This window comes from Bradyrhizobium sp. USDA 3240, from assembly GCF_054063295.1.
Genome location: NZ_JBSSGD010000002.1, coordinates 4643804 through 4668759 on the forward strand (window position 1 = coordinate 4643804; position 24956 = coordinate 4668759).

The 24956-nt window shown below is 64.8% G+C and carries 22 protein-coding genes and 1 pseudogene; 11 read left to right on the top strand and 12 right to left on the bottom strand.

Annotation, left to right across the window (positions count from 1 at the left end):
- Positions 1-21 precede the first annotated feature (21 nt).
- From ACVIGA_RS22655 to ACVIGA_RS22665, 3 genes are all read left to right on the top strand, one after another.
- On the top strand, positions 22-771 hold the full coding sequence (locus ACVIGA_RS22655; RefSeq protein ID WP_456668045.1) for an SDR family oxidoreductase: 750 nt from the start codon (positions 22-24) through the stop codon (positions 769-771).
- Between the two features lie 81 nt (positions 772-852).
- Positions 853-2253 (top strand): dihydrolipoyl dehydrogenase, encoded by a 1401-nt coding sequence (gene lpdA / locus ACVIGA_RS22660; protein WP_456668046.1) that lies wholly within the window; start codon positions 853-855, stop codon positions 2251-2253.
- Positions 2254-2290: 37 nt separating this feature from the next.
- Entirely contained in the window at positions 2291-2830 is a 540-nt protein-coding gene (locus tag ACVIGA_RS22665; RefSeq protein WP_092121615.1) for a hypothetical protein, read from the top strand.
- 140 nt (positions 2831-2970) lie between these two features.
- On the opposite strand, the gene ACVIGA_RS22670 is transcribed toward ACVIGA_RS22665, so the two are convergent.
- Both ACVIGA_RS22670 and ACVIGA_RS22675 read right to left on the bottom strand, forming a co-directional pair.
- Complete coding sequence (locus tag ACVIGA_RS22670) at positions 2971-3561, bottom strand: DUF4337 domain-containing protein (protein ID WP_456668047.1); 591 nt, start codon at positions 3559-3561, stop codon at positions 2971-2973.
- Between the two features lie 159 nt (positions 3562-3720).
- Complete coding sequence (locus tag ACVIGA_RS22675) at positions 3721-4671, bottom strand: tyrosine recombinase XerC (RefSeq protein WP_456668048.1); 951 nt, start codon at positions 4669-4671, stop codon at positions 3721-3723.
- 152 nt (positions 4672-4823) lie between these two features.
- Here ACVIGA_RS22675 and ACVIGA_RS22680 point away from each other — a divergent pair, with 152 nt between their 5' ends.
- Positions 4824-7034, top strand: a complete 2211-nt coding sequence (locus ACVIGA_RS22680; protein WP_456668049.1) for a primosomal protein N' — start codon at positions 4824-4826, stop codon at positions 7032-7034.
- 195 nt (positions 7035-7229) lie between these two features.
- Here ACVIGA_RS22680 and ACVIGA_RS22685 read toward each other — a convergent pair whose 3' ends face one another.
- The gene (locus tag ACVIGA_RS22685; protein ID WP_223977745.1) at positions 7230-7721 is read right to left on the bottom strand and encodes a septal ring lytic transglycosylase RlpA family protein; all 492 of its coding nucleotides are present in this window, start codon (positions 7719-7721) and stop codon (positions 7230-7232) included.
- Positions 7722-8350: 629 nt separating this feature from the next.
- Here ACVIGA_RS22685 and ACVIGA_RS22690 point away from each other — a divergent pair.
- The 7 genes and pseudogenes from ACVIGA_RS22690 to ACVIGA_RS22720 all read left to right on the top strand — a co-directional run bounded on the left by ACVIGA_RS22690 (position 8351) and on the right by ACVIGA_RS22720 (position 16542).
- Entirely contained in the window at positions 8351-8911 is a 561-nt protein-coding gene (locus ACVIGA_RS22690) for a F0F1 ATP synthase subunit delta (protein ID WP_375777996.1), read from the top strand.
- Positions 8911-10440, top strand: coding sequence for a F0F1 ATP synthase subunit alpha (gene atpA / locus ACVIGA_RS22695; RefSeq protein WP_223977748.1), 1530 nt, complete (start codon positions 8911-8913; stop codon positions 10438-10440). The genes ACVIGA_RS22690 and atpA overlap by 1 nt, the downstream gene beginning before the upstream one ends.
- A 119-nt stretch (positions 10441-10559) precedes the next feature.
- Positions 10560-11438 carry a F0F1 ATP synthase subunit gamma gene (locus tag ACVIGA_RS22700; RefSeq protein ID WP_375777997.1) on the top strand — a complete coding sequence of 293 codons (879 nt, stop codon included), beginning with the start codon at positions 10560-10562 and terminating at the stop codon, positions 11436-11438.
- A gap of 25 nt (positions 11439-11463) precedes the next feature.
- Positions 11464-12906 carry a F0F1 ATP synthase subunit beta gene (atpD, locus tag ACVIGA_RS22705; protein WP_163150765.1) on the top strand — a complete coding sequence of 481 codons (1443 nt, stop codon included), beginning with the start codon at positions 11464-11466 and terminating at the stop codon, positions 12904-12906.
- A 116-nt stretch (positions 12907-13022) separates the two neighbouring features.
- The gene (locus ACVIGA_RS22710) at positions 13023-13430 is read left to right on the top strand and encodes a F0F1 ATP synthase subunit epsilon (RefSeq protein WP_456668050.1); all 408 of its coding nucleotides are present in this window, start codon (positions 13023-13025) and stop codon (positions 13428-13430) included.
- A 205-nt stretch (positions 13431-13635) separates the two neighbouring features.
- Positions 13636-15305, top strand: a pseudogene (locus ACVIGA_RS22715) (adenylate/guanylate cyclase domain-containing protein).
- A gap of 226 nt (positions 15306-15531) precedes the next feature.
- A complete protein-coding gene (locus ACVIGA_RS22720) occupies positions 15532-16542 on the top strand; it encodes a helix-turn-helix transcriptional regulator (RefSeq protein ID WP_456668051.1) in 1011 nt (336 codons plus the stop codon).
- Positions 16543-16568: 26 nt separating this feature from the next.
- Here ACVIGA_RS22720 and ACVIGA_RS22725 read toward each other — a convergent pair whose 3' ends face one another.
- The 9 genes from ACVIGA_RS22725 to ACVIGA_RS22765 all read right to left on the bottom strand — a co-directional run bounded on the left by ACVIGA_RS22725 (position 16569) and on the right by ACVIGA_RS22765 (position 24948).
- Positions 16569-17081, bottom strand: coding sequence for an RNA pyrophosphohydrolase (locus ACVIGA_RS22725; protein ID WP_456668052.1), 513 nt, complete (start codon positions 17079-17081; stop codon positions 16569-16571).
- 46 nt (positions 17082-17127) lie between these two features.
- The gene (locus tag ACVIGA_RS22730; RefSeq protein WP_223977761.1) at positions 17128-17631 is read right to left on the bottom strand and encodes an RNA pyrophosphohydrolase; all 504 of its coding nucleotides are present in this window, start codon (positions 17629-17631) and stop codon (positions 17128-17130) included.
- A gap of 82 nt (positions 17632-17713) precedes the next feature.
- Positions 17714-18928: a divergent polysaccharide deacetylase family protein gene (locus ACVIGA_RS22735; RefSeq protein WP_456668053.1), complete on the bottom strand. Its 1215-nt coding sequence runs from the start codon at positions 18926-18928 to the stop codon at positions 17714-17716.
- A gap of 149 nt (positions 18929-19077) precedes the next feature.
- The gene (locus tag ACVIGA_RS22740) at positions 19078-20463 is read right to left on the bottom strand and encodes a S41 family peptidase (RefSeq protein ID WP_456668054.1); all 1386 of its coding nucleotides are present in this window, start codon (positions 20461-20463) and stop codon (positions 19078-19080) included.
- A complete protein-coding gene (locus tag ACVIGA_RS22745; RefSeq protein ID WP_456668055.1) occupies positions 20460-21860 on the bottom strand; it encodes a murein hydrolase activator EnvC family protein in 1401 nt (466 codons plus the stop codon). The genes ACVIGA_RS22740 and ACVIGA_RS22745 overlap by 4 nt, the downstream gene beginning before the upstream one ends.
- Positions 21861-21900: 40 nt before the next feature.
- A complete protein-coding gene (gene rlmH / locus ACVIGA_RS22750) occupies positions 21901-22383 on the bottom strand; it encodes a 23S rRNA (pseudouridine(1915)-N(3))-methyltransferase RlmH (protein ID WP_456668056.1) in 483 nt (160 codons plus the stop codon).
- A gap of 50 nt (positions 22384-22433) precedes the next feature.
- The gene (gene rsfS / locus ACVIGA_RS22755; RefSeq protein WP_456668057.1) at positions 22434-22802 is read right to left on the bottom strand and encodes a ribosome silencing factor; all 369 of its coding nucleotides are present in this window, start codon (positions 22800-22802) and stop codon (positions 22434-22436) included.
- A gap of 184 nt (positions 22803-22986) precedes the next feature.
- Positions 22987-23610 carry a nicotinate-nucleotide adenylyltransferase gene (locus tag ACVIGA_RS22760; protein WP_223977877.1) on the bottom strand — a complete coding sequence of 208 codons (624 nt, stop codon included), beginning with the start codon at positions 23608-23610 and terminating at the stop codon, positions 22987-22989.
- 45 nt (positions 23611-23655) lie between these two features.
- On the bottom strand, positions 23656-24948 hold the full coding sequence (locus ACVIGA_RS22765) for a glutamate-5-semialdehyde dehydrogenase (RefSeq protein ID WP_456668058.1): 1293 nt from the start codon (positions 24946-24948) through the stop codon (positions 23656-23658).
- Positions 24949-24956 lie beyond the last annotated feature (8 nt).

The window sequence follows — 24956 nt, forward strand, 5'->3', positions numbered from 1 at the left end:
TGCTTACGTTTGGGGATCAATGTGACGGACAAGGTCGTTGTCATCACCGGCGGCAGCCGCGGCATCGGCCGCGCCACCGCGCTCGCTGCTGCCGCGCGCGGCTATCGCGTCGTGGTCGGCTACGCCACAAACCAGGCTGCGGCCAACGAGGTCGTCGCCGCGATCGAAGCGAAGAACGGCAAGGCGATCGCGGTGAAGTGCGACGTCGGCAGCGAGCAGGACATCCTGGCGCTGTTCAAGGCGGCAGATAGCTTCGGCACGCTCGGCGCGCTCGTCAACAATGCCGGCATTGTCGGCAAGAGTGGCGTGCGTGTCGACGAGATGTCGGCCGAGCGCATCCAGCAGATGATGGCGGTCAACGTCACCGGCAGCATCCTGTGCGCGCGTGAGGCGGTGAAGCGCATGTCGACCAAGCACGGCGGCCAGGGCGGCGTCATCGTCAACCTCTCCTCGGTCGCCGCGAAGCTCGGCGCGCCCAACACCTATGTCGACTATGCCGCCTCCAAGGGGGCGATCGATTCCTTCACGATCGGCCTCGGCTACGAAGTCGCGGCTGAAGGCATCCGGGTCGCCGGCATTCGGCCCGGACTGATCGACACCGACATCCACGCCGCGGGCGGCGAGCCCGATCGCGCCCATCGGCTTGCCCATATGGTGCCGATGAAGCGCGTCGGCACCGCGGACGAAATCGCCAACGCCATCGTCTGGCTGATCTCCGACGAGGCATCCTACGTCACCAGCGCGATCCTCGACGTGTCGGGCGGTCGCTAAAACACGATCAAGCGGGAAGCGGCCTTCCGATCGGATCGCGCCCGCCTAACTGTCACCGAGTTTAGCTACAGGACCTCAATCATGGCTTCTTACGATCTCGTCGTCATCGGCACTGGCCCCGGCGGTTACGTCTGCGCGATCCGCGCAGCGCAGCTCGGCATGAAGGTTGCCGTCGTCGAGAAGAACGCGACGCTGGGCGGCACCTGCCTCAATGTCGGCTGCATGCCGTCAAAGGCGCTGCTGCACGCCTCCGAGATGTTCGAGGAAGCCGCGCACTCGTTCGCCAAGATGGGTGTCAGCGTCTCCGCGCCGAAGCTCGATCTGCCCGCGATGATGGACTTCAAGCAGCAGGGCATCGACGGCAACGTCAAGGGTGTCGAGTTCCTGATGAAGAAGAACAAGATCGACGTCCTCAAAGGCACCGGCAAGATCCTCGGTGCCGGTAAGGTCGAGGTCTCCGGCGACGGCAAGTCCGAAACCGTCGAGACCAAGAACATCGTGATCGCCACCGGCTCCGACATCGCGCGGCTGAAGGGCATCGACATCGACGAGAAGCGCATCGTGTCGTCGACCGGCGCGCTGTCGCTGGAGAAAGTGCCGTCGAGCCTCTTGATCGTCGGTGCCGGCGTGATCGGGCTCGAGCTCGGTTCGGTCTGGCATCGTCTCGGTGCCAAGGTCACCGTGGTGGAATTCCTCGATCGCATCCTGCCCGGCATGGACGGCGAAGTGGCGAAGCAATTCCAGCGCATCCTGGAAAAGCAAGGCTTCACCTTCAAGCTCGGCGCCAAGGTCACCGCGGTCGACATCTCGGGCAAGACGCTTCAGGCCAAGATCGAGCCGGCCGCGGGCGGCGCTGCCGAGACCATCGAAGCCGACGTTGTGCTGGTGTGCATCGGCCGCGTGCCCTACACCGAGGGCCTCGGGCTGAAGGAAGCCGGGGTTGCGCTCGACAATCGCGGCCGCGTCGAGATCGACGCGCACTTCTCGACCAATGTGAAGGGCATCTACGCGATCGGCGACGTCGTGGCCGGGCCGATGCTGGCGCACAAGGCGGAAGACGAGGGCGTTGCCTGCGCGGAGATCATCGCGGGCCAGGCCGGCCATGTGAACTACGACGTCATTCCAGGTGTTGTGTATACCACGCCGGAAGTGTCGTCGGTCGGCAAGACCGAGGAAGATCTCAAGCAGGCCGGCATCGCTTATACCGTCGGCAAATTCCCGTTCACCGCCAACGGCCGCTCCAAGGTCAACCAGACCACCGACGGATTCGTGAAGGTTCTCGCAGATGCGAAGACCGATCGGGTGCTCGGCGTGCACATTGTCGGCCGGGAAGCCGGCGAAATGATCCACGAAGCCTGCGTCCTGATGGAATTCGGCGGTTCGGCCGAGGATCTGGCGCGCACCTGCCACGCCCATCCGACCCGCTCCGAGGCGATCAAGGAAGCCGCGCTTGCGGTGGGCAAGCGCGCCATCCATATGTGATCGAACGTCCCGCGCGAGCGGGGTAGAGATCATAGTGATGTTGCGCCGTCTGCTTCAGCCGTTCTGGGTCCTGCTTGCGATCATTTTCCTGATCGAGGCCTGGCTATGGGATCACGTCGAGCCGATCGTGGCCCGGGTGGTGGCGTGGATCCCGCTGCGCGCGCTCAAGCAATGGCTTGCCGAGCGGGTCGATTCGCTGTCGCCGGCGATGACGCTGATCGTCTTCGTCGTGCCGCTGATCCCGCTGTTTCCGCTCAAGCTGGTCGGGCTGTGGCTGCTGGCGAACCAATACTGGTTCAGCGCGGTCTCGCTGATCCTGTTCGCCAAGATCGTCGGCGTCGGCGTCACCGCCTTCCTGTTCGACGTGACGCGGTCGAAACTGCTGGAGATGCCCTGGTTCGAGGCGCTCTATAATTTCGTGATGGGGTTGCGGGCCAAGGCCACCGCGCTGGTCGAGCCGGTCAAGCGGCGTATCCTCGAGATGATCAGTGGTGACGGCGACGGCTGGACCGCGCGCACGCTGCGCCTGATCGCGCGCTTCCGCAAAAGCGTCCACCAGACCAGCAAGGTTCTCTAAGCAAGGCTCATTGGGTCCGTCATCCTGAGGAGCGCGTAGCGCGTCTCGAAGGATGAACGGCCCGGCTGGTGGCCGTCGATCCTTCGAGACGCCGCTACGCGGCTCCTCAGGATGACGGTCGCGCAGCGGAGCTGTGGGCCTCAATGCAGATGTAGCAGATGCGGTTGGAGCAGGCCGAGCAAGGTCATCACGACGCCGGCGAGCGTCACCAGGCCGGACACCCAGGCCAGCGCGGCGATGCCGGTGATGATTGTCGCGGACGCCAGCACGATGGCGATCTGGAAGGCGGCGGAGGCAAGCTCGAAGTGATGATATTTCGCGGTGGCCTCGTCGCGCTCATGCTCGGCGTGCTTGGCGCGCTCGGCGAGCTGCTCTGAACCCTCGCCGGTCTCCGGCTCCGAGCGGTAGCGTGCCGCGGTCTTCTGCCAGTCGTCGATCTGCTTCTGCAGCGCGGCCTTGGCCGCCTCGTCGGTGGTGGTCGCGAGGTTCAGCTTGCCCTGTTCGGCCGCGGTCTGCACCGAGGTGCGGCGGATGCTTTTGGCCTGGAAGAAGGCCCAGAGGTTGGAGGCTTCGACGTTCTTGCTGATCGATTCGGTCTGGGCGCCCTTGCCGAGCGTTTCCGACAGCGCCAGGCAGAGCGCGATCACCGCGATCAGGAGGGCGATCTTCTTGTTCTCGCCCGACGCATGCTCGGCATGCTCCGCGTGCTCCATACTTTCCTGTGCGCTCATGATTCCCCCTCCGGATGAGACCGCGCCACGATTGCTGAATGCGGCGCACAAGGCAAGTGCCGAGCGATTTGTGGCGGCCGTATGAATATGAACGGCGCAAGATGAACGGCGCGTCGGTGCCGGCCCCGCACCATATTTTGAACCCAGGTCCGCGCGCGTTCAGCCGCGCGGGTGCGCGGAGCGATAGACTTCGAGCAGGCGCTCGCTGTCGATGCCGGTGTAGATCTGCGTGGTCGACAGCGATGCGTGGCCGAGCAATTCCTGGATCGCGCGCAGATCGCCGCCGCGGCTCAGCAGATGCGTGGCGAAGGAGTGCCGCAACGCATGCGGCGTTGCGCTGTCGGGCAGGCCGAGCGCGCCGCGCAGCCGCTCCATGGTGAGCTGGATGATGCGCGGGCTTAAGGGGCCACCGCGCGCACCGACGAACATTGGTCCGGTCGGGCCGAGCTGATGCGGACAGACCGCCGCATAATCCGCGATCAACTGCAGCACGTTCTGCAGCACCGGCACCATGCGGGTCTTGTTGCCCTTGCCGGTGACAACCAGCACGTCGCCTTCGCCCGGCTTCGGCACGTCGCGGCGCTTCAGCCCCAGCGCCTCGGAGATGCGCAGACCCGAGCCATAGAGCAGCGCCATCACGGCGGCGTCACGCATCAGGATCCAGGTCTCGCGGCTTTCGCCGGCGCGCTCGTCGGCATCGGCAAAGCGTTTCGCCGCTTCCATATGGATCGGCTTCGGCAGGCTCTTCGCCACCTTGGGGGCGCGGATCGCCGACAGCGCACCGACCTTGCCCTTGCCTTCGCGCTCCAGGAAACGTCCGAACGAGCGCAGGCCGGCCAGCGCCCGCATCAGCGATCGCCCGCCGATCTCGTCGGCGCGGCGCATCGCCATGAAGGCGCGGACATCGCTGGCTTCGAGCGCGGAAAATGCCGCAAGCGTCACGCGCGCGCCCCAGTGCCCGGCCAGGAAGGCCAGGCATTGCCGCACATCGCGGGCATAGGCCTCGAGCGTCTTCGGCGACAGCCGTCGCTCCGCGCGCAGATGCGACAGCCAGCGCGTCATCTCCTGCGTGACCGAGACGTCGGCGCAGTCGAGCTCGAGCGGTTGCATGGGCTGATCGGTCCGGGCCATGTCTTGAACGCGCATGTCCTCAAGGGCTATTGGCGCTGCTAATCTCCTGATTATATCGCACTGCCTTCGTTTACCGTTCGCTAAGAGAGCGAAGCGGTGCTAGCCCGACCGGGTTCAAGGTTTCTGATTCAATGGACCATAGCACCCGCCCCAGCCCAGCTCCCGCATCGACGACACGAATCGTCGACGTGCTGGTGCCTGTCGCGCTGAACCAGACCTATTCCTACCGCGTGCCCCGCGGCATGGAGCTTGCGCCCGGCGACGTGATCTGTGTTCCGCTCGGGCCGCGCGAGGTCGTAGCCGTGGTGTGGGCCGAGAATGCCAGGCCGGATCCGCGGCTGCACAACCGGCTCAAGGACGTCAGCGAGAAGCTCGATGTCCCGCCGCTTAGGGCGGAGCTGCGCCAGCTCGTCGACTGGGTCTCCACCTACACTCTGTCGGCGCGCGGCATGGTGCTGCGGATGACGCTGCGGATGGGCGAGAACCTCGGGCCGGAGCGGACACGCCTCGGGGTCCGCCTGGTCGGCGAGCCGCCACGGCGCCTGACACCGGCGCGCCGGCGGCTGATCGAGGTGCTGTCGGATGGCTTGCTGCACGGCAAGTCCGAGGCGGCGCGGGAGGCCGGCGTCAGCTCGGGCGTGGTCGACGGCCTTGTCGATGAGGGTACGCTGACGGTCGAGGCGATGCCGCCGCCCGCACCGCCTCCGATTCCTGATCCCGCCTTTGCGCAGCCGGATTTTTCGCGCGAACAGCGCAGTGCGGTCGATATGATGCGGACGCTGGCGGCGAGCGGCAGCTTTCACGTGGCACTGCTCGATGGTGTCACCGGGTCCGGCAAGACCGAGGTCTATTTCGAGGCGATCGCCGAGAATATCCGCCGCGGCAAGCAGACATTGATCCTGATGCCGGAAATCGCGCTGACCGGCCAGTTCCTCGACCGTTTCGCGCAGCGCTTCGGCGTGCGGCCGCTGGAATGGCATTCGGAGCTCACGCCGCGCACGCGGGCGCGAAACTGGGCCGCGATCTCCGAGGGCAAGGCGCCAGTCGTGGTCGGTGCTCGCTCGGCGCTGTTCCTGCCCTATGCCGATCTCGGACTGATCATCGTCGATGAGGAACACGACCAGGCCTACAAGCAGGACGAGGGCGCGCATTATCACGCGCGCGACATGGCGGTGGTCCGCGCCCATATCGCAAAAATCCCGATCGTGCTGGCGTCGGCGACGCCCTCGGTCGAGAGCGAGGTCAATGCGCGCAAGGGGCGCTACCAGCGCGTGGCGCTGCCGTCGCGGTTCGGCGGCCAGCACATGCCGCATATCGAGGCGATCGACATGCGCCGCGCGCCGCCGCCGCGCGGGCGCTTCATTTCCCCGGTTCTGGCCGAGCAGATTCGCCATGCGATCGAGCGCCGCGAGCAGGCGCTGCTGTTCCTCAATCGCCGCGGCTATGCGCCGCTGACGCTCTGCCGCGCCTGTGGCCATCGCTTTGCCTGCACGATATGCGACGCATGGCTGGTCGATCATCGGTTCCGGCAGCGGCTGGTCTGCCATCACTGCGGCTTCTCGATGCCGCGCCCGAACATCTGCCCGCATTGCGCGGCCGAGGAATCGCTGGTTGCGGTCGGCCCCGGCGTCGAGCGCCTGCAGGAGGAGGCTGCGAGTATCTTTCCCGAGGCTCGCACCATGGTGCTGTCGAGCGATCTCATCACCTCGATCGAGACCATGCGCAGCGAGCTCAATGAGATCGCCGAGGGCCGCGTCGACATCATCATCGGCACCCAGCTCGTGGCCAAGGGCCATAACTTTCCGCGGCTTAATCTGGTCGGCGTCATCGATGCCGATCTCGGCTTGAGCAACGGCGATCCGCGCGCCGCCGAGCGGACGTTCCAGTTGCTGAACCAGGTGGTCGGCCGTGCCGGCCGCGAGCAGGGCCGTGGCGTCGGCTATCTGCAGACCCATCAGCCGGAACATCCGGTCATCAAGGCCCTGATCGCGAACGACCGCGAGGCGTTCTACGCCAGCGAGATCGATATCCGCGAGCGTACCGGCTATCCGCCGTTCGGCCGGCTGGCGAGCCTGATCGTCTCCGCCGGCGACCGCCCGACAGCGGAGGGATTTGCCCGCAAGCTCGCCGCGGTGGCGCCGCTCGACGAGCGGATCCAGGTGCTCGGCCCCGCCGAGGCGCCGCTTGCCGTCATCAAGGGCCGCTACCGCTTCCGCCTGCTGGTGAAGTCGCTGCGCAATGTCGACCTGTCGCAATATCTGCGCGAATGGCTTGAGGTCGGTCCGAAGACCAAGGGCAATCTGAAGCTCGAGGTCGACGTCGATCCGCAGAGTTTTTTGTAAGGAGCTCGGCCGTCATTCCGGGATGGTCCGCAGGACCAGACCCGGAATCTCGAGATTCCGGGTTCGATGCTGGCGCATCGCCCCGGAATGACGACGGCTCGCAAAAGAAAAAGCCTGCCGTCATTTGCGACGGCAGGCCTTTTGGTACGAAGCAGGCCTCGCGGCCGTTACACAACGCAACGCGTACTGAACGCCTTAGGAGACGACCTCGGCGGTGACGCGGCCGACGCCGGCACCGGTCAGGCCGATGGCGCGGGCTGCGCCGGTGGAGAGGTCGAGCACGCGGCCGCGGATGAACGGGCCACGATCGTTGATGGTGACGACGACGCTGCGGCCGCCATGGGTGACGCGGAGCTTGGTGCCGAACGGCAGCGAGCGATGGGCCGCGGTCATGGCGTTCTGGTTGAAGCGCTGGCCGGAAGCGGTGCGGCTGCCCGACTCATTGCCGTAGAAGGAGGCCATCCCCGAGAACGTGTGGCCGCCGGACGGCTGGATCGATGCATTGGCGTCGCGCCAGGACGAACCTTCGGCGCGGGCGTGGTGATGATGGTGGTGGCGCTGATGATGGTGCCTGGACTTCGCGGACGCCTCCGTCACGCTGCCCCCGACCAGGATAGTTGCGGCTACAAATGCAAGCGCCGTACGCGAGCGGGTTACATTGCCCGCCGCCTTCTTGATATTCAGCATTGATAAGACCCTCAGACAGTATTGCCACAAACGCGGCAAGTGGACCCCCGTCCCTTCGTTGACCAAAGCCGTTTGGTTTCGCAATGAGGCACGAATTGGGCAGTAAATCCCGATTGTCTCGGGTTGAAATATCTTGTTACCGCTTCGGGGTATTCAATCGAGGTTCCGTAATCTTGGCCTTTAACTAATTTTTAACTACTAATATACATACGAATACTGATTAGTAGGCCGGCAGTAAGTTTTCAGTAAGTAATCGCCAAATGAAGCGGCGGGGCGTTTCGGGTTCCTTGCGCGCTCGGCCATAGGCCCATGCAAATTTCGATGGAACAAATCCGCGGTGGCGCGAAGCGGGGGCCGCGCGCTGAATTTCCGCGCGCCGAATTTTTCCGATTCGAGCGCCGGCTGCGGTCGCGAAAAACCGCATGCGACAAGGCGGCTCGCACGATGCCGTCATGTTGCACCTGCGCGATTGCTATGTTAGCAAAGCCGCGATTTTAACGATCCCGGCACGTCCTGTGCCGGTCGAAAATCGAAGTCCCGCTTGAATTCCAAGGGCTTGGATCGCTAGGCGCTGCTTTGGTGGCGACGGTTTTTCCCTTGCGAATTTGACAGCAAAAAAGAGCGAGCTCGTGGCTGCTGAAGATCCGTCCGTTTCGGGAGTGTCCGGTCGTTACGCAACGGCCCTGTTCGAGTTGGCGCGCGACGAGCAATCCGTCGATCAGGTCCGGGCCGACCTCGACAAATTCGAGGCCATGCTCAACGAGAGCGCCGATCTCAAGCGCCTGGTCCGCAGCCCGGTGTTTTCCGCGGACGCCCAGCTCAAGGCGCTGACCGCGGTGCTCGACAAGGCCGGCATCTCCGGGACGTCGGCAAAATTCCTCAAGGTGCTCACCGCCAATCGCCGGCTGTTTGCCGTGGCCGATGTGATCCGCGCCTACCGCGCGCTGGTGGCGAAGTTCAAGGGCGAGGCGACTGCGGAAGTCACCGTCGCCGAGCAGCTCAGTGACAAGAATCTCGACGGGCTGAAGGCCGCACTGAAATCAGTGACGGGCAAGGACGTCGCGCTCAACGTGAAGGTCGATCCCTCCATTATTGGTGGCCTGGTGGTCAAGCTCGGCAGCCGCATGGTGGATAGTTCGCTTCGCACCAAACTCAATTCGATCAAGAACGCGATGAAAGAGGCAGGCTGATGGACATCCGCGCCGCAGAAATTTCTGCGATCCTCAAGGACCAGATCAAGAATTTCGGCCAGGAAGCCGAAGTCACCGAAGTTGGCCAGGTGCTGTCGGTCGGTGACGGTATTGCCCGCGTCTACGGTCTCGACAACGTTCAGGCCGGTGAAATGGTCGAGTTCGAGAACGGCACGCGCGGCATGGCGCTCAACCTCGAAACCGACAACGTCGGTATCGTGATTTTCGGCGCCGACCGTGAGATCAAGGAAGGCCAGACCGTCAAGCGCACCCGCGCGATCGTGGACGCGCCCGTCGGCAAGGGTCTGCTCGGCCGCGTCGTCGACGCGCTCGGCAATCCGATCGACGGCAAGGGCCCGATCCAGGCCACCGAACGCAAGCGCGTCGACGTCAAGGCGCCCGGCATCATTCCGCGCAAGTCGGTGAACGAGCCGATGGCGACCGGCCTGAAGGCGATCGATGCGCTGATTCCGATCGGCCGCGGCCAGCGCGAGCTGATCATCGGCGACCGTCAGACCGGCAAGACCGCGATCGCGCTCGACACCATCCTGAATCAGAAGCCGCTGAACGCCCAGCCGGACGAGAACCTCAAGCTGTATTGCGTCTACGTCGCGATCGGCCAGAAGCGCTCCACCGTTGCGCAGTTCGTCAAGGTGCTCGAAGAGCAGGGCGCGCTGGAATACTCGATCATCGTCGCGGCCACCGCGTCCGATCCGGCGCCGATGCAGTACATCGCGCCGTTCACCGCCTGCACCATGGGCGAATACTTCCGCGACAACGGCATGCACGCCGTGATCATCTATGACGATCTGTCCAAGCAGGCCGTCGCCTATCGCCAGATGTCGCTGCTGCTGCGCCGCCCGCCGGGCCGCGAGGCCTATCCGGGCGACGTGTTCTATCTGCATTCCCGCCTGCTCGAGCGCGCCGCCAAGCTCAACAAGGAGCATGGTTTGGGCTCGCTGACCGCGCTGCCGGTCATCGAAACCCAGGCCAACGACGTGTCGGCCTACATTCCGACCAACGTGATTTCGATCACCGACGGCCAGATCTTCCTGGAAACCGACCTGTTCTTCCAGGGCATCCGCCCTGCCGTGAACGTCGGTCTGTCGGTGTCGCGCGTCGGTTCGTCGGCGCAGACCAAGGCAACCAAGAAGGTCGCCGGCAAGATCAAGGGCGAGCTCGCACAGTACCGCGAAATGGCGGCGTTCGCGCAGTTCGGCTCGGACCTCGACGCCTCGACCCAGCGCCTGCTCAACCGCGGCTCGCGCCTGACCGAACTCCTGAAGCAGCCGCAGTTCTCGCCGCTGAAGATGGAAGAGCAGGTCTGCGTGATCTGGGCCGGCACCAACGGCTACCTGGATCCGCTGCCGCTCAACAAGGTGAAGGCGTTCGAGGACGGCCTGCTCTCGCTGCTGCGCGGCAAGAACGTCGAGATCCTCGACGCGATCCGCACCAGCCGCGATCTGTCCGACGACGTCGCCGCCAAGCTCAAGACGGTGGTCGAGGGCTTCGCCAAGACGTTTGCGTAACAAGACGTTTGCGTAAGAAGACCTTTGCATAAGGGCATCGCCTGGCCGTTGGCCGGGCGATAGGAACAGAGAGGCTTGCGATCTGACCCTGGTGGTCGGATTGCCGGGGTGGACGAAGAATGGCGTCACTGAAAGACATGCGGGTCCGCATCGCCTCGACCAAGGCGACGCAGAAGATCACCAAGGCCATGCAGATGGTCGCAGCCTCGAAGCTGCGCCGTGCGCAGAACGCCGCCGAGGCGGCGCGGCCCTATGCCACCAAGATGGACGCGGTGATTTCCAACATCGCTGCCGCTGCCAACGGCACGCCCGGCGCGCCGGCGCTGCTCGCGGGTACCGGCAACGACCAGGTGCACCTGCTTCTGGTCTGCACCGGCGAGCGCGGCCTGTCCGGCGCTTTCAACTCCGCGATCGTGCGCCTAGCGCGCGAGCGGGCGAACGCGCTGCTCGCGCAGGGCAAGGAAGTCAAATTCTTCTGCGTCGGCCGCAAGGGCTACGAGCAGCTGCGCCGGACGTTCGAGAAGCGGATCGTCGAGCACCTCGACCTGCGTGCCGTGCGGCAGATCGGCTTCGTCAACGCCGAGGATATCGCCAACAAGGTGCTGGCGCGGTTCGAGGCCGGCGAGTTCGATGTCTGCACGCTGTTCTATTCGCGCTTCCAGTCGGTGATCGCGCAGGTTCCGACCGCGCAGCAGATCATCCCGCTCGAGGTGGCTGCGCCTGCGGCCAGCGCGGCTCCCGCGACCTCGTACGAATACGAGCCGGAAGAGGACCAGATTCTCGGCAGCCTGCTGCCGCGCAACCTTGCGGTGCAGGTCTTCCGTGCGCTGCTGGAGAACAACGCCTCGTTCTACGGCGCACAGATGAGCGCGATGGACAGCGCGACGCGCAACGCAGGCGAAATGATCCGCAAGCAAACCCTGATTTACAACCGGACCCGTCAGGCCCAGATCACGAAGGAGCTGATTGAAATCATCTCCGGCGCTGAGGCGGTCTAAGGCAGATTTCGAAGGAGAACAGTCCATGGCTACAGCAGCCAATCAGATCGGTCGCGTTACCCAGGTCACGGGCGCCGTGGTCGACGTGCAGTTCGAAGGCCACCTTCCGGCGATTCTGAATGCGCTCGAGACCAAGAACGGCGGCAACCGCCTGGTGCTCGAAGTCGCACAGCATCTCGGTGAATCGACCGTCCGCACCATCGCGATGGACATCACCGAAGGTCTGGTGCGCGGTCAGGAAGTGACCGACACCGGCGAGCCGATCCGGGTGCCGGTCGGCGAAGGCACGCTCGGCCGCATCATCAACGTCATCGGCGAGCCGATCGACGAAGCCGGTCCGATCAAGTCCGAAGGCCTGCGCGCCATCCACCAGGAAGCGCCGTCCTACACTGACCAGTCGACCGAAGCGGAAATCCTCGTCACCGGCATCAAGGTCGTCGACCTTCTCGCTCCGTACGCGAAGGGCGGCAAGATCGGCCTGTTCGGCGGCGCCGGCGTCGGCAAGACCGTGCTGATTCAGGAACTGATCAACAACGTCGCGAAGGCGCACGGCGGTTACTCCGTGTTCGCCGGCGTCGGCGAGCGGACCCGCGAAGGTAACGACCTCTATCACGAGTTCATCGAATCGAAGGTCAACGCCGATCCGCACAATCCGGATCCGAGCGTGAAGTCGAAGTGCGCGCTGGTGTTCGGCCAGATGAACGAACCGCCGGGCGCCCGCGCCCGCGTCGGCCTGACCGGTCTGACGGTCGCCGAGCACTTCCGCGACCAGGGCCAGGACGTGCTGTTCTTCGTCGACAACATCTTCCGCTTCACCCAGGCGGGTTCGGAAGTGTCGGCGCTGCTCGGCCGTATTCCGAGCGCCGTGGGTTATCAGCCGACGCTCGCGACCGACATGGGCGCGCTGCAGGAGCGCATCACCACCACCCAGAAGGGTTCGATCACCTCGGTGCAGGCGATCTACGTGCCGGCCGACGACTTGACCGACCCGGCGCCCGCCACCTCGTTCGCGCACTTGGACGCCACCACGGTGCTGTCGCGCGCGATCTCGGAAAAGGGCATCTATCCGGCGGTGGACCCGCTCGACTCGACCTCGCGCATGCTGTCGGCGCTGGTCGTCGGTGAAGAGCACTACAACACCGCGCGTCTCGTCCAGCAGATCCTCCAGCGCTACAAGTCGCTGCAGGACATCATCGCCATTCTCGGCATGGACGAACTGTCGGAAGAGGACAAGCTGACGGTTGCCCGCGCCCGCAAGGTCGAGCGCTTCCTGTCGCAGCCGTTCCACGTCGCCGAAATCTTCACCGGCTCGCCGGGCAAGTTCGTCGACCTCGCCGACACCATCAAGGGCTTCCGCGATCTCTGCCAGGGCAAGTACGACCATCTGCCGGAAGCGGCGTTCTACATGGTCGGCACCATCGAAGAAGCCGTCGAGAAGGGCAAGAAGCTCGCCGCCGAGGCGGCCTAAGCTTCATGATGTCGTCATCGCCGGACTTGATCCGGCGATCCATCGAACGAGAACTGTTTTGACTGATGGACCCGCGGGTCAAGCCCGCGGGTGACAGCGCAAAGAACGGAAAGACCATGACCACCTTCCACTTCGATCTCGTCTCTCCCGAAAAGCTCGCCTTCTCCGGCGAGGTCGATCAGGTTGACGTCCCCGGCGTGGAGGGTGATTTCGGTGTGCTCGCCGGTCATGCTCCGGTCATTGCCACGGTTCGTCCGGGTATCCTGACCATCACGACCGCCGGCAAGCGCGAGAAGGTGATCGTGCTCGGTGGCCTCGCCGAAGTGTCGGACAAGGGCCTCACCGTGCTCGCCGACGTCGCGACCACGATTGCCGAACTTGATCGTGCGAAGTTCGCGGAGACCATCAAGGAGATGGAAGAGAAGCTCGCCGAGCAGGAAGGCTCCGAGCTCGATCACGCGATCGAGCGGCTCGACCACTTCAAGAGCATCCAGCACGAGCTCAACACCACGGCTATGCACTAAGGCGCGGTTGCCGACCAGCGATCGCGCCATAGCACCGAGTGAGCCGGCTCTCCTTGTGAAATCGCTCACACTTTTCCAGTCATCGTCTACGAAGACTTGAAGCATTCAACGCTCGCCGTACCCCGGCGGGCGTTGAATGCTTGTTGCGCCCGGAAGAGTCTGGCGGCATTCTGCCCGGCATATTTGGGTTGCGGGGCTGGTCCTCATGAAGCGCAAGATCGCAGCGATCTTCGCGGCCGATATTGCAGGCTATAGTCGATTGGTCGCCGAGGATGAGGAAGAGACGCTGCGGCGGCTCGCCTCCTATCGTCAGGTCACCGACGATTTCATTGCAAAGTGCGGCGGCCGCATTTTCAACACCGCGGGCGATGCGGTGCTCGCGGAATTTCCCAGCGCGGTCGAGGCCGTGCGTTGCGCGATCGACATCCAGGAAAGCTTGCGCACGCGCAACATGGCCTATCCGCCGAGCCGGCAGATGTCGTTCCGGATCGGCATCACCATCGGTGATGTGGTCGAGCGCGACGGCGATCTGCTTGGTGATGGCGTCAATATCGCCGCGCGGCTCGAGGGCCTCGCCGAAGTCGGCGGCATCTGCGTGTCGCGCGCCGTGCACGAGCAGGTCGCCAACAAGCTGTCGGTGCAATTCGCCGACATCGGCGCGCAGGAAGTGAAGAACATCCCGACCCCCGTGCACGCCTACATGGTGGCGATGCGGCGCGAGGACGGCACCTACGCGATGCCGCAGGTCAAGAAGCCGATCAAGGCCGCTGCTGCGGGCGCACCGGCCTGGATGTGGCCCGCTGCCATCACCGTGGTGCTGTTGGCTGCGATCGGCGTCGGCGGCTTCCTCTATTACACCAAGCTGGAGACATCGGCGACGAAGCCTGCGGTCGTGGCAAGCTCCACGCCGGCACCCGCGCCCCTGGTATCGGCTTCACTGGCACCGTTGGTCGCACCGTCGCCATCAGCGTCGACAGCGCCGGCTGCCAAGCCTGCGTCGCCGCAGATGCCGGCTGCATCGGCATCCTCGCCGTCGCCATCGATCACATCAGGCGACAAGCTCGCCGGGACATCATTCCGTTCGTCAGCGACCGCACCCGCGTTGCGCTCGCGATCGAATATCTGCCCGCGGGCGATTCCAAGGCGCTCGCCATCAACATCAACGGTTTCTCCGGCTGGAGCGTGGCGCAGCCGAACGCGGATGCGGCGAAGGCCTCGGCGCTGGAGCAGTGCCAGAAGCGTGCCGACAATGTGGGCTCGCCGCGCAAGTGCGAGCTGTATGCGGTCGGCAATACGATCGTGTATGCCCATGGGCTACCGCCGGTCCCGCCGTTGCCGTGGGTCAAGCGTGATGCGCTGGTCGAGAAGCCGTACGCCACCAAGGATGTTCCGCTGCTGCGCGAGGCGGCCAAGGCCCGGCTCGACAGTCTGTTTGTGCCGGGGCGCAAGACGCGAACAATCGCGCTCGGTCCGGGTGGTCACTTCTTTTTCAATTCGGGCATCGATTCGCTCGAGGAATCGGCGCGGCGCAATTTGCAGGGCTGCGGCGCGGTCGCGGGTGTGCCCTGCACGATCGTCGTGGTCGACGATGTCTTCGTGGTTCCGGTTCCGTCCACATTGCGCGTGACCGGCTTCTTCAAGGCCGCGGACAGCTCGGTCATCGTGCCGGGCGAGCGGAGCGACGTCGCGCGGAAGCTTGCCGAAGCGACGGCAGGCTGGAATGCGGTTGCGGTCGGGACTCAGGGGCGGCCGGGATTTGGGTTGAAGGCGGAGAACGAGCAGGGCGCGATCAACACTGCGCTCGGCGACTGCGCCAAGCGCGACAGCGACTGCCATGTCATCGCGGTCGGTCCGTTCACGGTTGGCCCGAACTAAGGCATGATCCGGAAAAGTGCAAAGCGGTTTTCCGAAAAGATCATGCTCAAACAAGGAGCTAATGCGCGATGAGGAGTTAGCCTCACCTCGTCGCGCAGTAGAGCGCGATCCGAGAAATGTGAAGCAGCTAACAGCAGCGATCGTCTACCGATGACAAGCTGCGGCGCGATGACGAATTGGCCCGATCGCATCGGGATGCTACTTCTGACGTAACGGACAAGATGCTGTGCTGACTTTTTCCACCGATGCTCTCCGCCCGCAGGACCGTTTCGAGCACTGGTGCGACGTGCGCGGCAAAAACCTGTTCGGGGTCACCATAGAGCTCGAGCGCGACAGGCGGCCCGATTTCCACGGACGCTTTTGCGCGACGCAGGTCGGCGATGCTGTGCTGGCGGAAATGTCGGCGTCATCCTACCGCGTCAGCCGGACCTCATCCGACATCGGACGCATTCCGAGCAACAGCCTGCATCTCGGCTGGCAGGTGCGCGGCCCCGGCCACATGAATATCGGCCGCGATCGCATCCAATGGGTAGGCAACGGAGATATGGTGTTCGGCCATTCCAATCTTCCGTTTGCGTCGACGCCCGACCGGACCGACGGTTTTCGCTTCTTCAGCCTCAAGATTCCCGTCACCGACGAGCTCGTGCTCGGTGCCCGGATCGAGGACGTGCCGCTGGTCGCGCTGGCGCGTGATGCGAGCCTGACCCGGCTGGTCGGCGCCATGTTCCGCTCCATGACGCGCGATCCGGCGCAAGCCGGGCGGTTCGCCGGCGAGGTCACGCATATGGTGCGCCTGGCGCTGCTTGCGCGCGGACGCGTGCGGCCGCGCCAGGATGAGATCCGTGCCGCGCTGCATGCCGGCTACCTCCATGCCGCGCACGAAATCCTGCTGCGCGATCTGCATCGCGCCGGGCTCACGCCGGCTGCGGTGGCCACCGAGCTCGGCATTTCACTCCGGCAATTGCATGCACTGTTCGAGCCGACCGGTCTCTCGTTTGCACGAACGCTGACGGCGACGAGGTTGAAGGAGGCGATGCGGCTTCTCTCATCGATGCAGGAACGCGGCATCGACGAGATCGCGTTCTCATGCGGCTTCGACAGCATTGCGACCTTCTATCGCGTGTTCCGCGCGACCTACGGCATGACGCCGGGCGATGCGCGGCGTCTTCCGCCGCAGGATCAGCTAGAGCATGATCCGGAAAAGTGTGAAGCGGTTCTCCGAAAAGATCATGCTTGAACAAGAATCTAAAGCTCGATGACGATTCAACCTAATCGCGCTTTAGCGAATTCCGCGAACCGGATCGCGACCGCGCGATAGACCTCGCGGCGGAACGGCACCACGAGATCGGCGACGCGATCGAGACGCTCCCAGCGCCATTGATCGAACTCGGCGGGCTGGCCGTTGCGCGGCATCAACGGATCGATCTCGTCGTCGCGTCCGGTGAAGCGCAGCGCGAACCATTTCTGCCGCTGGCCGCGGAATTTGGCCAGCCGATGCGATGCCGGTCCGTCATAGGCCGGGAATTCGTAGGTCATCCAGTCGGTCTCGCCGAGATAGTCGGCGTTAACCGCTCCGGTTTCTTCCCACAATTCGCGCATCACCGCCTGGCGCGGATCCTCGCCGGCGTCGATGCCGCCTTGCGGCATCTGCCATTCGAGGCCGGGCAGCACGATCTCCGGACCGTCGTCCTTGATCCGGTGGCCGATCAGCACGCGTCCGTCGCCGTTGAACAGCGCGATGCCCACATTGGGGCGATAGGGTTTATCTGATGACATTCTCGACCGGTGCGTCGCGCGTTGATCTGGCCGATCACCTGGCCAATTACTTGGCCGCCAGACCGGCGAATTCCTTCACGACGCGCTCATAGACCGGACGCTTGAACGGCACAATCAGCTCCGGCAGATTCTTCATCGGCTCCCAGCGCCAGGTGACGAACTCGGCCTTGTGGCCGCCGCCGGGGTGGGCGACGTTGATCTCGTTCTCGTTGCCGGTGAAGCGCAATGCGAACCACTTCTGCCGCTGGCCGCGATAGCGGCCCTTCCAGGCGCGGCCTGCGACGGTGCGCGGGATATCATAGATCAGCCAGTCCGAGACCTCGCCGAGCTTCTCCACGGATTTGACGCTGGTCTCTTCATAGAGCTCGCGTCGCGCGGCCTGAAACGTATCCTCACCGGGATCGACGCCGCCCTGCGGCATCTGCCAGACATGGGCGTCGTCGACATGCTCGATGCCGCCGGCGCGGCGTCCGATGAAGACCAGCCCGGCCGTATTGAGCAGCATGATGCCGACGCAGGTTCGATAGGGCAGGTCCTCATAACGTGCCATGCTGCCGCTACCTCGCACAGTTCCTGGTGTCGCCCGACCCGGCCCCCCGGCAAGGTCTTAGGTTGCACCAACAGATTGATCTCTAGCCCGATTTTGATTTCAGCATCGCCGTTGTCAATGGCACAAGCATGATGCCCTTGGAGTCCAGTGTCTTGAGCCAGGCGCCGAGCCGCTCGATCGAGACCGGCAGCGCCGATGCGACGCCCACGGCCGTGCCGCGTTCCTTGGCGATTGTTTCCAGCTTGACCAGCGCGCGGTCGATTTCCGCCGATGTCGGCACCACGTCGATGGCGAAATCGGCCTTGGCGAACGGCAACGATTGGCCGGCCGAGAGGCTCTGCGCGAGGCTGCGCGGGGTGGAACCGTCGTCGAAGAAGCTCAAACCGCGCTTGGCCGCTTCGCGCACGATGGGCTGCATCACCGGATCGGTCGCGACGAACCGGGCTCCCATGAAATTGGCGATCCCGGCATAGCCCTGCAGGCGGCTGAGGTGCCAATAGAGACGGTCGAGGTTCTGCTCGCTGCTCAACGTGGTCAGCAGGGTCTGCGGGCCCGGATCGTTGTCCGGATAGTCGAACGGCTCCATCGGGATCTGCAGCAGGATCTCGTGGCGCTGGGTCCGGGCGCGTTCCGCGAGCTTGCCGGGGTCGGCGCCGTAGGGTGTGAAGGCCAGCGTCACGGCCGGCGGCAGCTTCATGATGGCGTCAGTGGTCTTGGCGGCGCCGACCCCGAGGCCGGCGACCACGATGGCGACCACGGGCATCCGGGCGGCCTTGGCGCGGTCGGCTTCACCCGCATAGACCGTGAACGGCTTCAGGCCGTCGGCGACAACAGGGATCATGCCGTAGCGCGATTTTTCCAGCAGGCGCGGGTCGATGCCAGTCATGGCGAGAGGCGGCGCATCGCCATCCGCCGTCTTTTCCGCCGGATCGCCAGCGCCGATCACGACGTCCTGGCGCTTGCCGCTGGAGCCGTCGATGATGGTGACGGTCTTGGCGTCGTTCTTGGCATCGCCGGCTGCGGCCGGCGCCTTGGCGGCGGATTTGACCGCCGGCTCGGCCGGGGCGTGTTTGTCGTCGGCCGCTGCGGGCGAGGGATTACGGAGCGTGATGCGGGCAATCGGTTCGCCGCCGAGCGGATTGTCGTTGAACAGGGCGACGCCGGCGAAACCGACCAGCACGAGGCCCAGCAGGACGGCGAGCGCCTGCATCGCCGTGAACGGCAGGCGGACACGGCGCGTCCTGCTCACGGTCTGCTGCCCAAGCGGCGTGCTCAGTTCGTCGGCCGCTTCTGCCATGACCCTCCCCGAATCAACAGCGCGAACGATAACACGATGCGGTGCATTCCCGCGCGCCGCCTCCCCGTCAAAGCACGGCCGGCGGTGGACGGCGAAAACAGAAAGGGCGGCCCGAGGGCCGCCCTGTTCGTCGAATCAATTGGATGGGATCAGTTCGCGGACTTGTTGGCCGGCTTGTCGGCGGCGGCCTTGTCGCCGGTCGCCTTGTCACCGGATGCGGTGGCCGGTGCCGGCGTGGCATTCGAGGTCGACTTGATGCCGTGCAGCAGGTCGTCGGCCATCTTCAGTGCCTTGTCGTCCTTGGCGTCCGGCGGGACATAGGACTGCGAGCCGGTCTTCTCGTCGCCGTCGTTCTTCAGATGGCCGCGCAGCGAGGCCTCGCCCTTGGTGTCGGTGCGCGCCTTCAGCTCTTCCGGCACGTCCTGCAGCACCTCGATGTCGGGCACGATGCCCTTGGCCTGGATCGACTTGCCCGACGGCGTGTAGTAGCGCGCAGTGGTCAGGCGCAGCGCGCCGTTGCCCGAGCCGAGCGGGATGATGGTCTGCACCGAGCCCTTGCCGAACGAGCGGGTGCCGACCAGCGTCGCACGCTTGTGGTCCTGCAGCGCGCCGGCGACGATTTCGGAGGCCGATGCCGAGCCGCCGTTGATCAGCACGATGACCGGCTTGCCCTTGGTCAGGTCGCCGGGGTGAGCCGCGCGGCGCTGGGTTTCCTCGGCGTTGCGTCCGCGGGTCGAGACGATCTCGCCACGCTCCAGGAAGGAGTCGGACACGGTGACGGCTTCTTCGAGCAGGCCGCCGGGGTTGTTTCTGAGGTCGATGACGTAGCCCTTCAGCTTGTCGCCGATCTGGCTCTGCAGGTTGGCAACCTCCTTCTTCAGGCCTTCGGTGGTCTGCTCGTTGAAGGTGGTGATGCGGATATAGGCGATGTCGTCGGCCTCGACCCGTGCACGCACCGAGCGGACGCGGATGTTGTCGCGCACCAGCGTGACGTCGATCGGATTGTCCTGGCCCTTGCGGATGATCTTGAGCTTGATCTTGGTGTTGACCGGACCGCGCATTTTCTCGACGGCCTGGTTCAGCGTCAGGCCCTGCACGGCTTCATCGTCGAGGTTGGTGATGATGTCGTTGGCCATGATGCCGGCCTTCGAGGCCGGAGTGTCGTCGATCGGCGAGACGACCTTGATCAGGCCATCTTCCATCGTGACCTCGATGCCGAGGCCGCCGAACTCGCCGCGGGTCTGCACCTGCATGTCGCGGAAGCTCTTGGCGTCCATGTAGCTCGAGTGCGGGTCGAGGCCGGACAGCATGCCCGAGATCGCGGACTCGACGAGCTTGCTGTCATCCGGCTTCTCGACATAGTCGCTGCGCACCCGTTCGAACACGTCGCCGAACAGATTGAGCTGGCGGTAGGTGTCCGACGTCGCGGCGCGCGCGCTCGATCCCATCAGCACAGCGCGGGGCTGCGTGACGAAAAGCGTCAGGGCCGCGCCGGTGGCGGCGCTAAGGAGAATTACCGAAGTCTTGCGCATCATCCGCGAACCTTTTCGCCTTCATTTGCGGCCCACCATGGACCTGGATCGATTGGAGTGCCGTCTTTCCGGAACTCGACATAGAGCACTGGCTGGCTCGCATTGGTCGCGAGAATCGATGCAACCTGGGACGTCGACCCCATGGTCGCAACCGGCTCCCCCGTTAGCACAAACTGGCCGATGTTTACCGAAATACGCTCCATCCCGGCGATCAGGACATGATACCCGCCCCCGGCATTGAGGATCAAGAGTTGTCCATAGCTGCGGAAAGGACCAGCGTAAACAACCCAGCCGTCACACGGGGTTGTGACCTGCGCACCCGGTTTGGCGGCCAAAGAAATGCCCTTTTGTACGCCCCCCGCGCCGTCGGAACCGCCAAATTCGCGAATCTTGGTGCCGTTCACGGGATAGGAGAACAGGCCTTTGGCCGAGGCGAAGGCGACCGCCGGGCTCATCCGGGCAGGGTCCTTCAAGGCCCCCAGATTCGGCTTGCCGTTAACCGTCGCCGGCGCCCCCTGAAGGCTGGCCGTGGCGGCGGCCTTGGCCGCGCTCTTGAGGTCCTGCTCCATCTTGGCGATCAGGCCCTGCAGATCGGCGGCCTGCTTCGACAGCGCGATGGCGCGGGCGCCTTCGGCCTCCATGTCCTTTTCGGCCGTGCTCTGCTGCCGCTGCCGTTCGTCGACCAGCGCCGCCAGGCGGGTCTGGTCTTCCTTCAGCTTGTCGCGGTCGCCCGCCAGCGCATCGCGCTCGGTCGAGATGGTCTTGCGCAGCGCCACCAGTTCGCCGAGATCGGCCGCAAGCTTCTCGGCGCGGACGCGCAATTCCGGCACCACCGCGCCGAGCAGCATCGCGGTGCGCAGCGATTGCAGCGCGTCCTCGGGCCGCACCAGCAGCGCCGGCGGTGTGCGCCGTCCGGCGCGCTGCAACGCGGCCAGCACCTCGATCACCTCGGAGCGGCGTGAATCGAGCGAGCCGCGGATGTCGCGCTCGCGGCCGTCGAGCGGCTGCAAGCGGGCCTCGGCGTCGGCGATCCGCGTCTCGACGCTGCGCACCTGGCCGGCAATGTCGATCAGCTGCTGATTGAGCTTGCTGCGGTCCTGGCCGATCGTGGCGATGTCGGCCTTCAGCTTCTCCTGCAATTCGGTGGCCTTGCGCTGCTGTTCGCGCGCGGCCTCGAGCTCCTGCTCGCGCTGCTTGATGGCGTCGGGCGATGTCTCCGCCGTCGCGGCTTGCGGTGCCGGCTGTGCGGACTGTTGTGTGGGTGGTGCTGCCTGCGCATGCGCCGCGGTCAGCGGATACGCGGCGAGCATAGCGATCGACAAGGGCAGAGATGCCGGCAGCCAGCGGCGGCGCGCGGTGGCGAGATGCGAATCCGAAGCTGTGTCCCGCTTGTGCTGCATTCGCGTGCGTTCAGCGCTTTCGACTGTCCGTCACCGCGCCTCAGGCGCGATGATAAGGATGGCCGGCCAAAATGGTCGCGGCCCGATAAATCTGTTCCAGAAGCATGACGCGGACCATTTGGTGCGGCCAGGTCGCGGAGCCGAATGCAATACGCAACGAAGCCTTGCGCTGCAATTCAGGCGAAAGTCCGTCCGCGCCGCCGATCACGAAGACAGTATGCGCTGTCCCCTCGTCGCGCCAGCGGCCGAGCTGCTGCGCAAAGCTCGCGCTGTCGATGCTCTTGCCGCGTTCGTCGAGCGCGACCAGCATGTGCTTTTCCGGCAGCAGCGCCGCGATCGCCGCGGCCTCCTCAGCGATGCGCGCTCCCGTGTCGCGCGCGCGGCTCTCCGCAATCTCATGGATCTCAAGGCCGCGAAAGCCGAGCTTGCGGCCGATATCTTCGAAGCGCTCGCGGTAGCGCTCGGCGAGCTCCCGTTCAGGGCCCTGTTTCAGGCGGCCGATGCAGATCACGACAAGACGCATCAACGCAGACTAGCTGCGCTGCAGCCGATTCGCATCGGCTTCGATACGCCTTAGACCGCCGCGACCGCCGGGTTCTGAGTCCACAACCGCTCGAGGTTGTAGAACTCGCGCACCTCAGGCCTGAACACGTGCACGATCACCTCGCCGGAATCGATCAGCACCCAGTCGCAATTGGGCATGCCCTCGACGTGGATGTTCTTGACCCCGTTTTCCTTGAGGCTCTTCGTCACATTTTCCGCGATCGCGCCAACGTGCCGGTTAACCCGGCCGGTGGTGACGATCATGTAGTCGGAATATGCGGATTTGCCGCGAAGGTCGATGGTGACCGTCTCTTCCGCTTTCATGTCGTCGAGGCGGGAGAGGATCAGGCTCAGCGTCTTGTTGGCATCCGGTTTGTCGGCGTCCGGTTGCGCCCGCAAGGCCGCGGTTTTCGTCGATGTTTTACGCGCAGTCTTTGGAACCTTGGGTAAAACAGACTTTGACAATACAGATGTGGCCAGGGACCATTCCTTTCACTGTATCGCGGGTGCCGAATCCGGCCCCACGCACCATTCTACGCATGTGGGGTTAATGGTTTCAATATTCCAGTAACCCTTTTACGCCTCACGCCGTTCTCCAGCTCCCGTCCGGGTTCCGCAGTCCGGTCGAAGACAGATTGGATTTCATTCCTGTCAGGAACACCCAGGCCGGCGCCTGCTGATCGGCCAGCCGTGTCGCCTGATTTTCGGGCAAGCGATAGCGCATGAGCGCCTGCGCCGCCGGTGCGGCAAGGGCGCGGAAACTCTGGGGCGGACGGTCGATCACGGCAATCGGCACATCGGACGCGATGCGCCGCCAATCTTTCCAGCGATGAAATTGCGCGAGATTGTCAGCGCCCATGATCCAGACGAAGTGCACGCCGGACACACGGCGGCGCAAGTGGATGATCGTGTCGACAGTGTAGCGGACACCGATGACAGCTTCGAGACAGCTGATGTCGATGCGCGGATCGTCGGCAACGCGGCGCGCGGCCGCGGCACGCTCGTTGAGCGCATGCAGGCCGTCATGGTTCTTCAGCGGATTGCCCGGCGTCAGCAACCACCACACGCGGTCGAGTTGCAAACGCTTGAGCGCGAACTGGCTGATGGCGCGATGCGCGGCGTGCGGCGGATTGAACGAGCCGCCGAGCAGCCCGATGCGCATGCCGTTGGTATAGAACGGAAGCGCCTGGGCTGGGGATGACGGCACGGTGGAAGCTTGTTGCAATGGTTTACCGTACGCGTGCGACAATGATCACGGCCGTGTCTGCCCGGTGCCGTGGACGCGGTACTTGAAGCTCGTCAGTTGCTCGGCGCCGACCGGCCCGCGGGCGTGGAATTTGCCGGTGGCAATTCCGATCTCGGCGCCGAAGCCGAACTCGCCGCCGTCGGCGAACTGGGTCGAGGCGTTGTGCAGCACGATCGCGGAGTCGACTTCGTTGAGGAATCTCTGCGCGGCGGCGGCATCCTCCGTCACGATCGCATCGGTGTGATGCGAGCCGTGATTTTGAATATGCGCGATCGCTTCATCGAGACTGCCGACGATCTTCGCCGAGATGATCGCATCCTCATATTCGGTGTTCCAGTCCTCGTCGGACGCGGGCTTCACCCTGGCATCGGCGCCTTGCACGATGTCGTCGCCGCGCACCTCGCAACCGGCATCGATCAGCAACTCGACCAGCGGTTTCAGCTTCGTCGCGGCAGCGTTGCGATCGATCAGCAGGGTCTCGACGGCGCCGCAGACGCCGGGACGGCGCATCTTGGCGTTCAGCACCACTGCCTTGGCCATATCGAGCCTGGCACTGGCATCGACATAGATATGGTTGACGCCTTCCAGATGCGCGAACACCGGAACGCGGGCCTCCGCCTCGACGCGTGCGACCAGGCTCTTGCCGCCGCGCGGCACGATCACGTCGATGCCACCGTTCAATCCCGTCAGCATCAGGCCGACGGCCGTGCGGTCGCGGGTCGGCACCAGGGCGATCGCGGCCTCAGGCAGACCGGCTTCACGCAGGCCCTGCACCAGGCAATCATGGATCGCGCGGCAGGAGCGGAAGCTGTCGGAGCCACCGCGCAGGATCACGGCGTTGCCGGATTTCAGGCACAGCACGCCGGCGTCGGCGGCGACGTTGGGGCGGCTTTCGAAGATCACGCCGATCACGCCGAGCGGCACGCGGACGCGCTCGATGGTCATGCCGTTCGGACGCTGCCAGCTTTCGGTGACGGCACCGACCGGATCAATGATCTCGCGCACGGTGGCTACGCCATCGGCCATGCCGGCGACGCGCGCCTGCGTCAGTGTCAGGCGGTCGACAAAGGCTGTGGTCATGCCACCCGCGCGCGCCTCGGCGACGTCCTCGGCATTGGCGGCGAGGATGGCCGGCGCGTTGGCCCGGATCGCGCGTTCAATCGCGGCGAGCGCCCGGTTCTTCTGCTCCGGGGGCGCCAGCGCCAGCACGCGCGCGGCGGCGCGCGCCTTGGCGGCGAGGTCGGTCATCAGGGCGGCGAGATCGGCGTTGCCGTCGATCGCCTTCAGGGGGGCGCTCATGGAAGTCC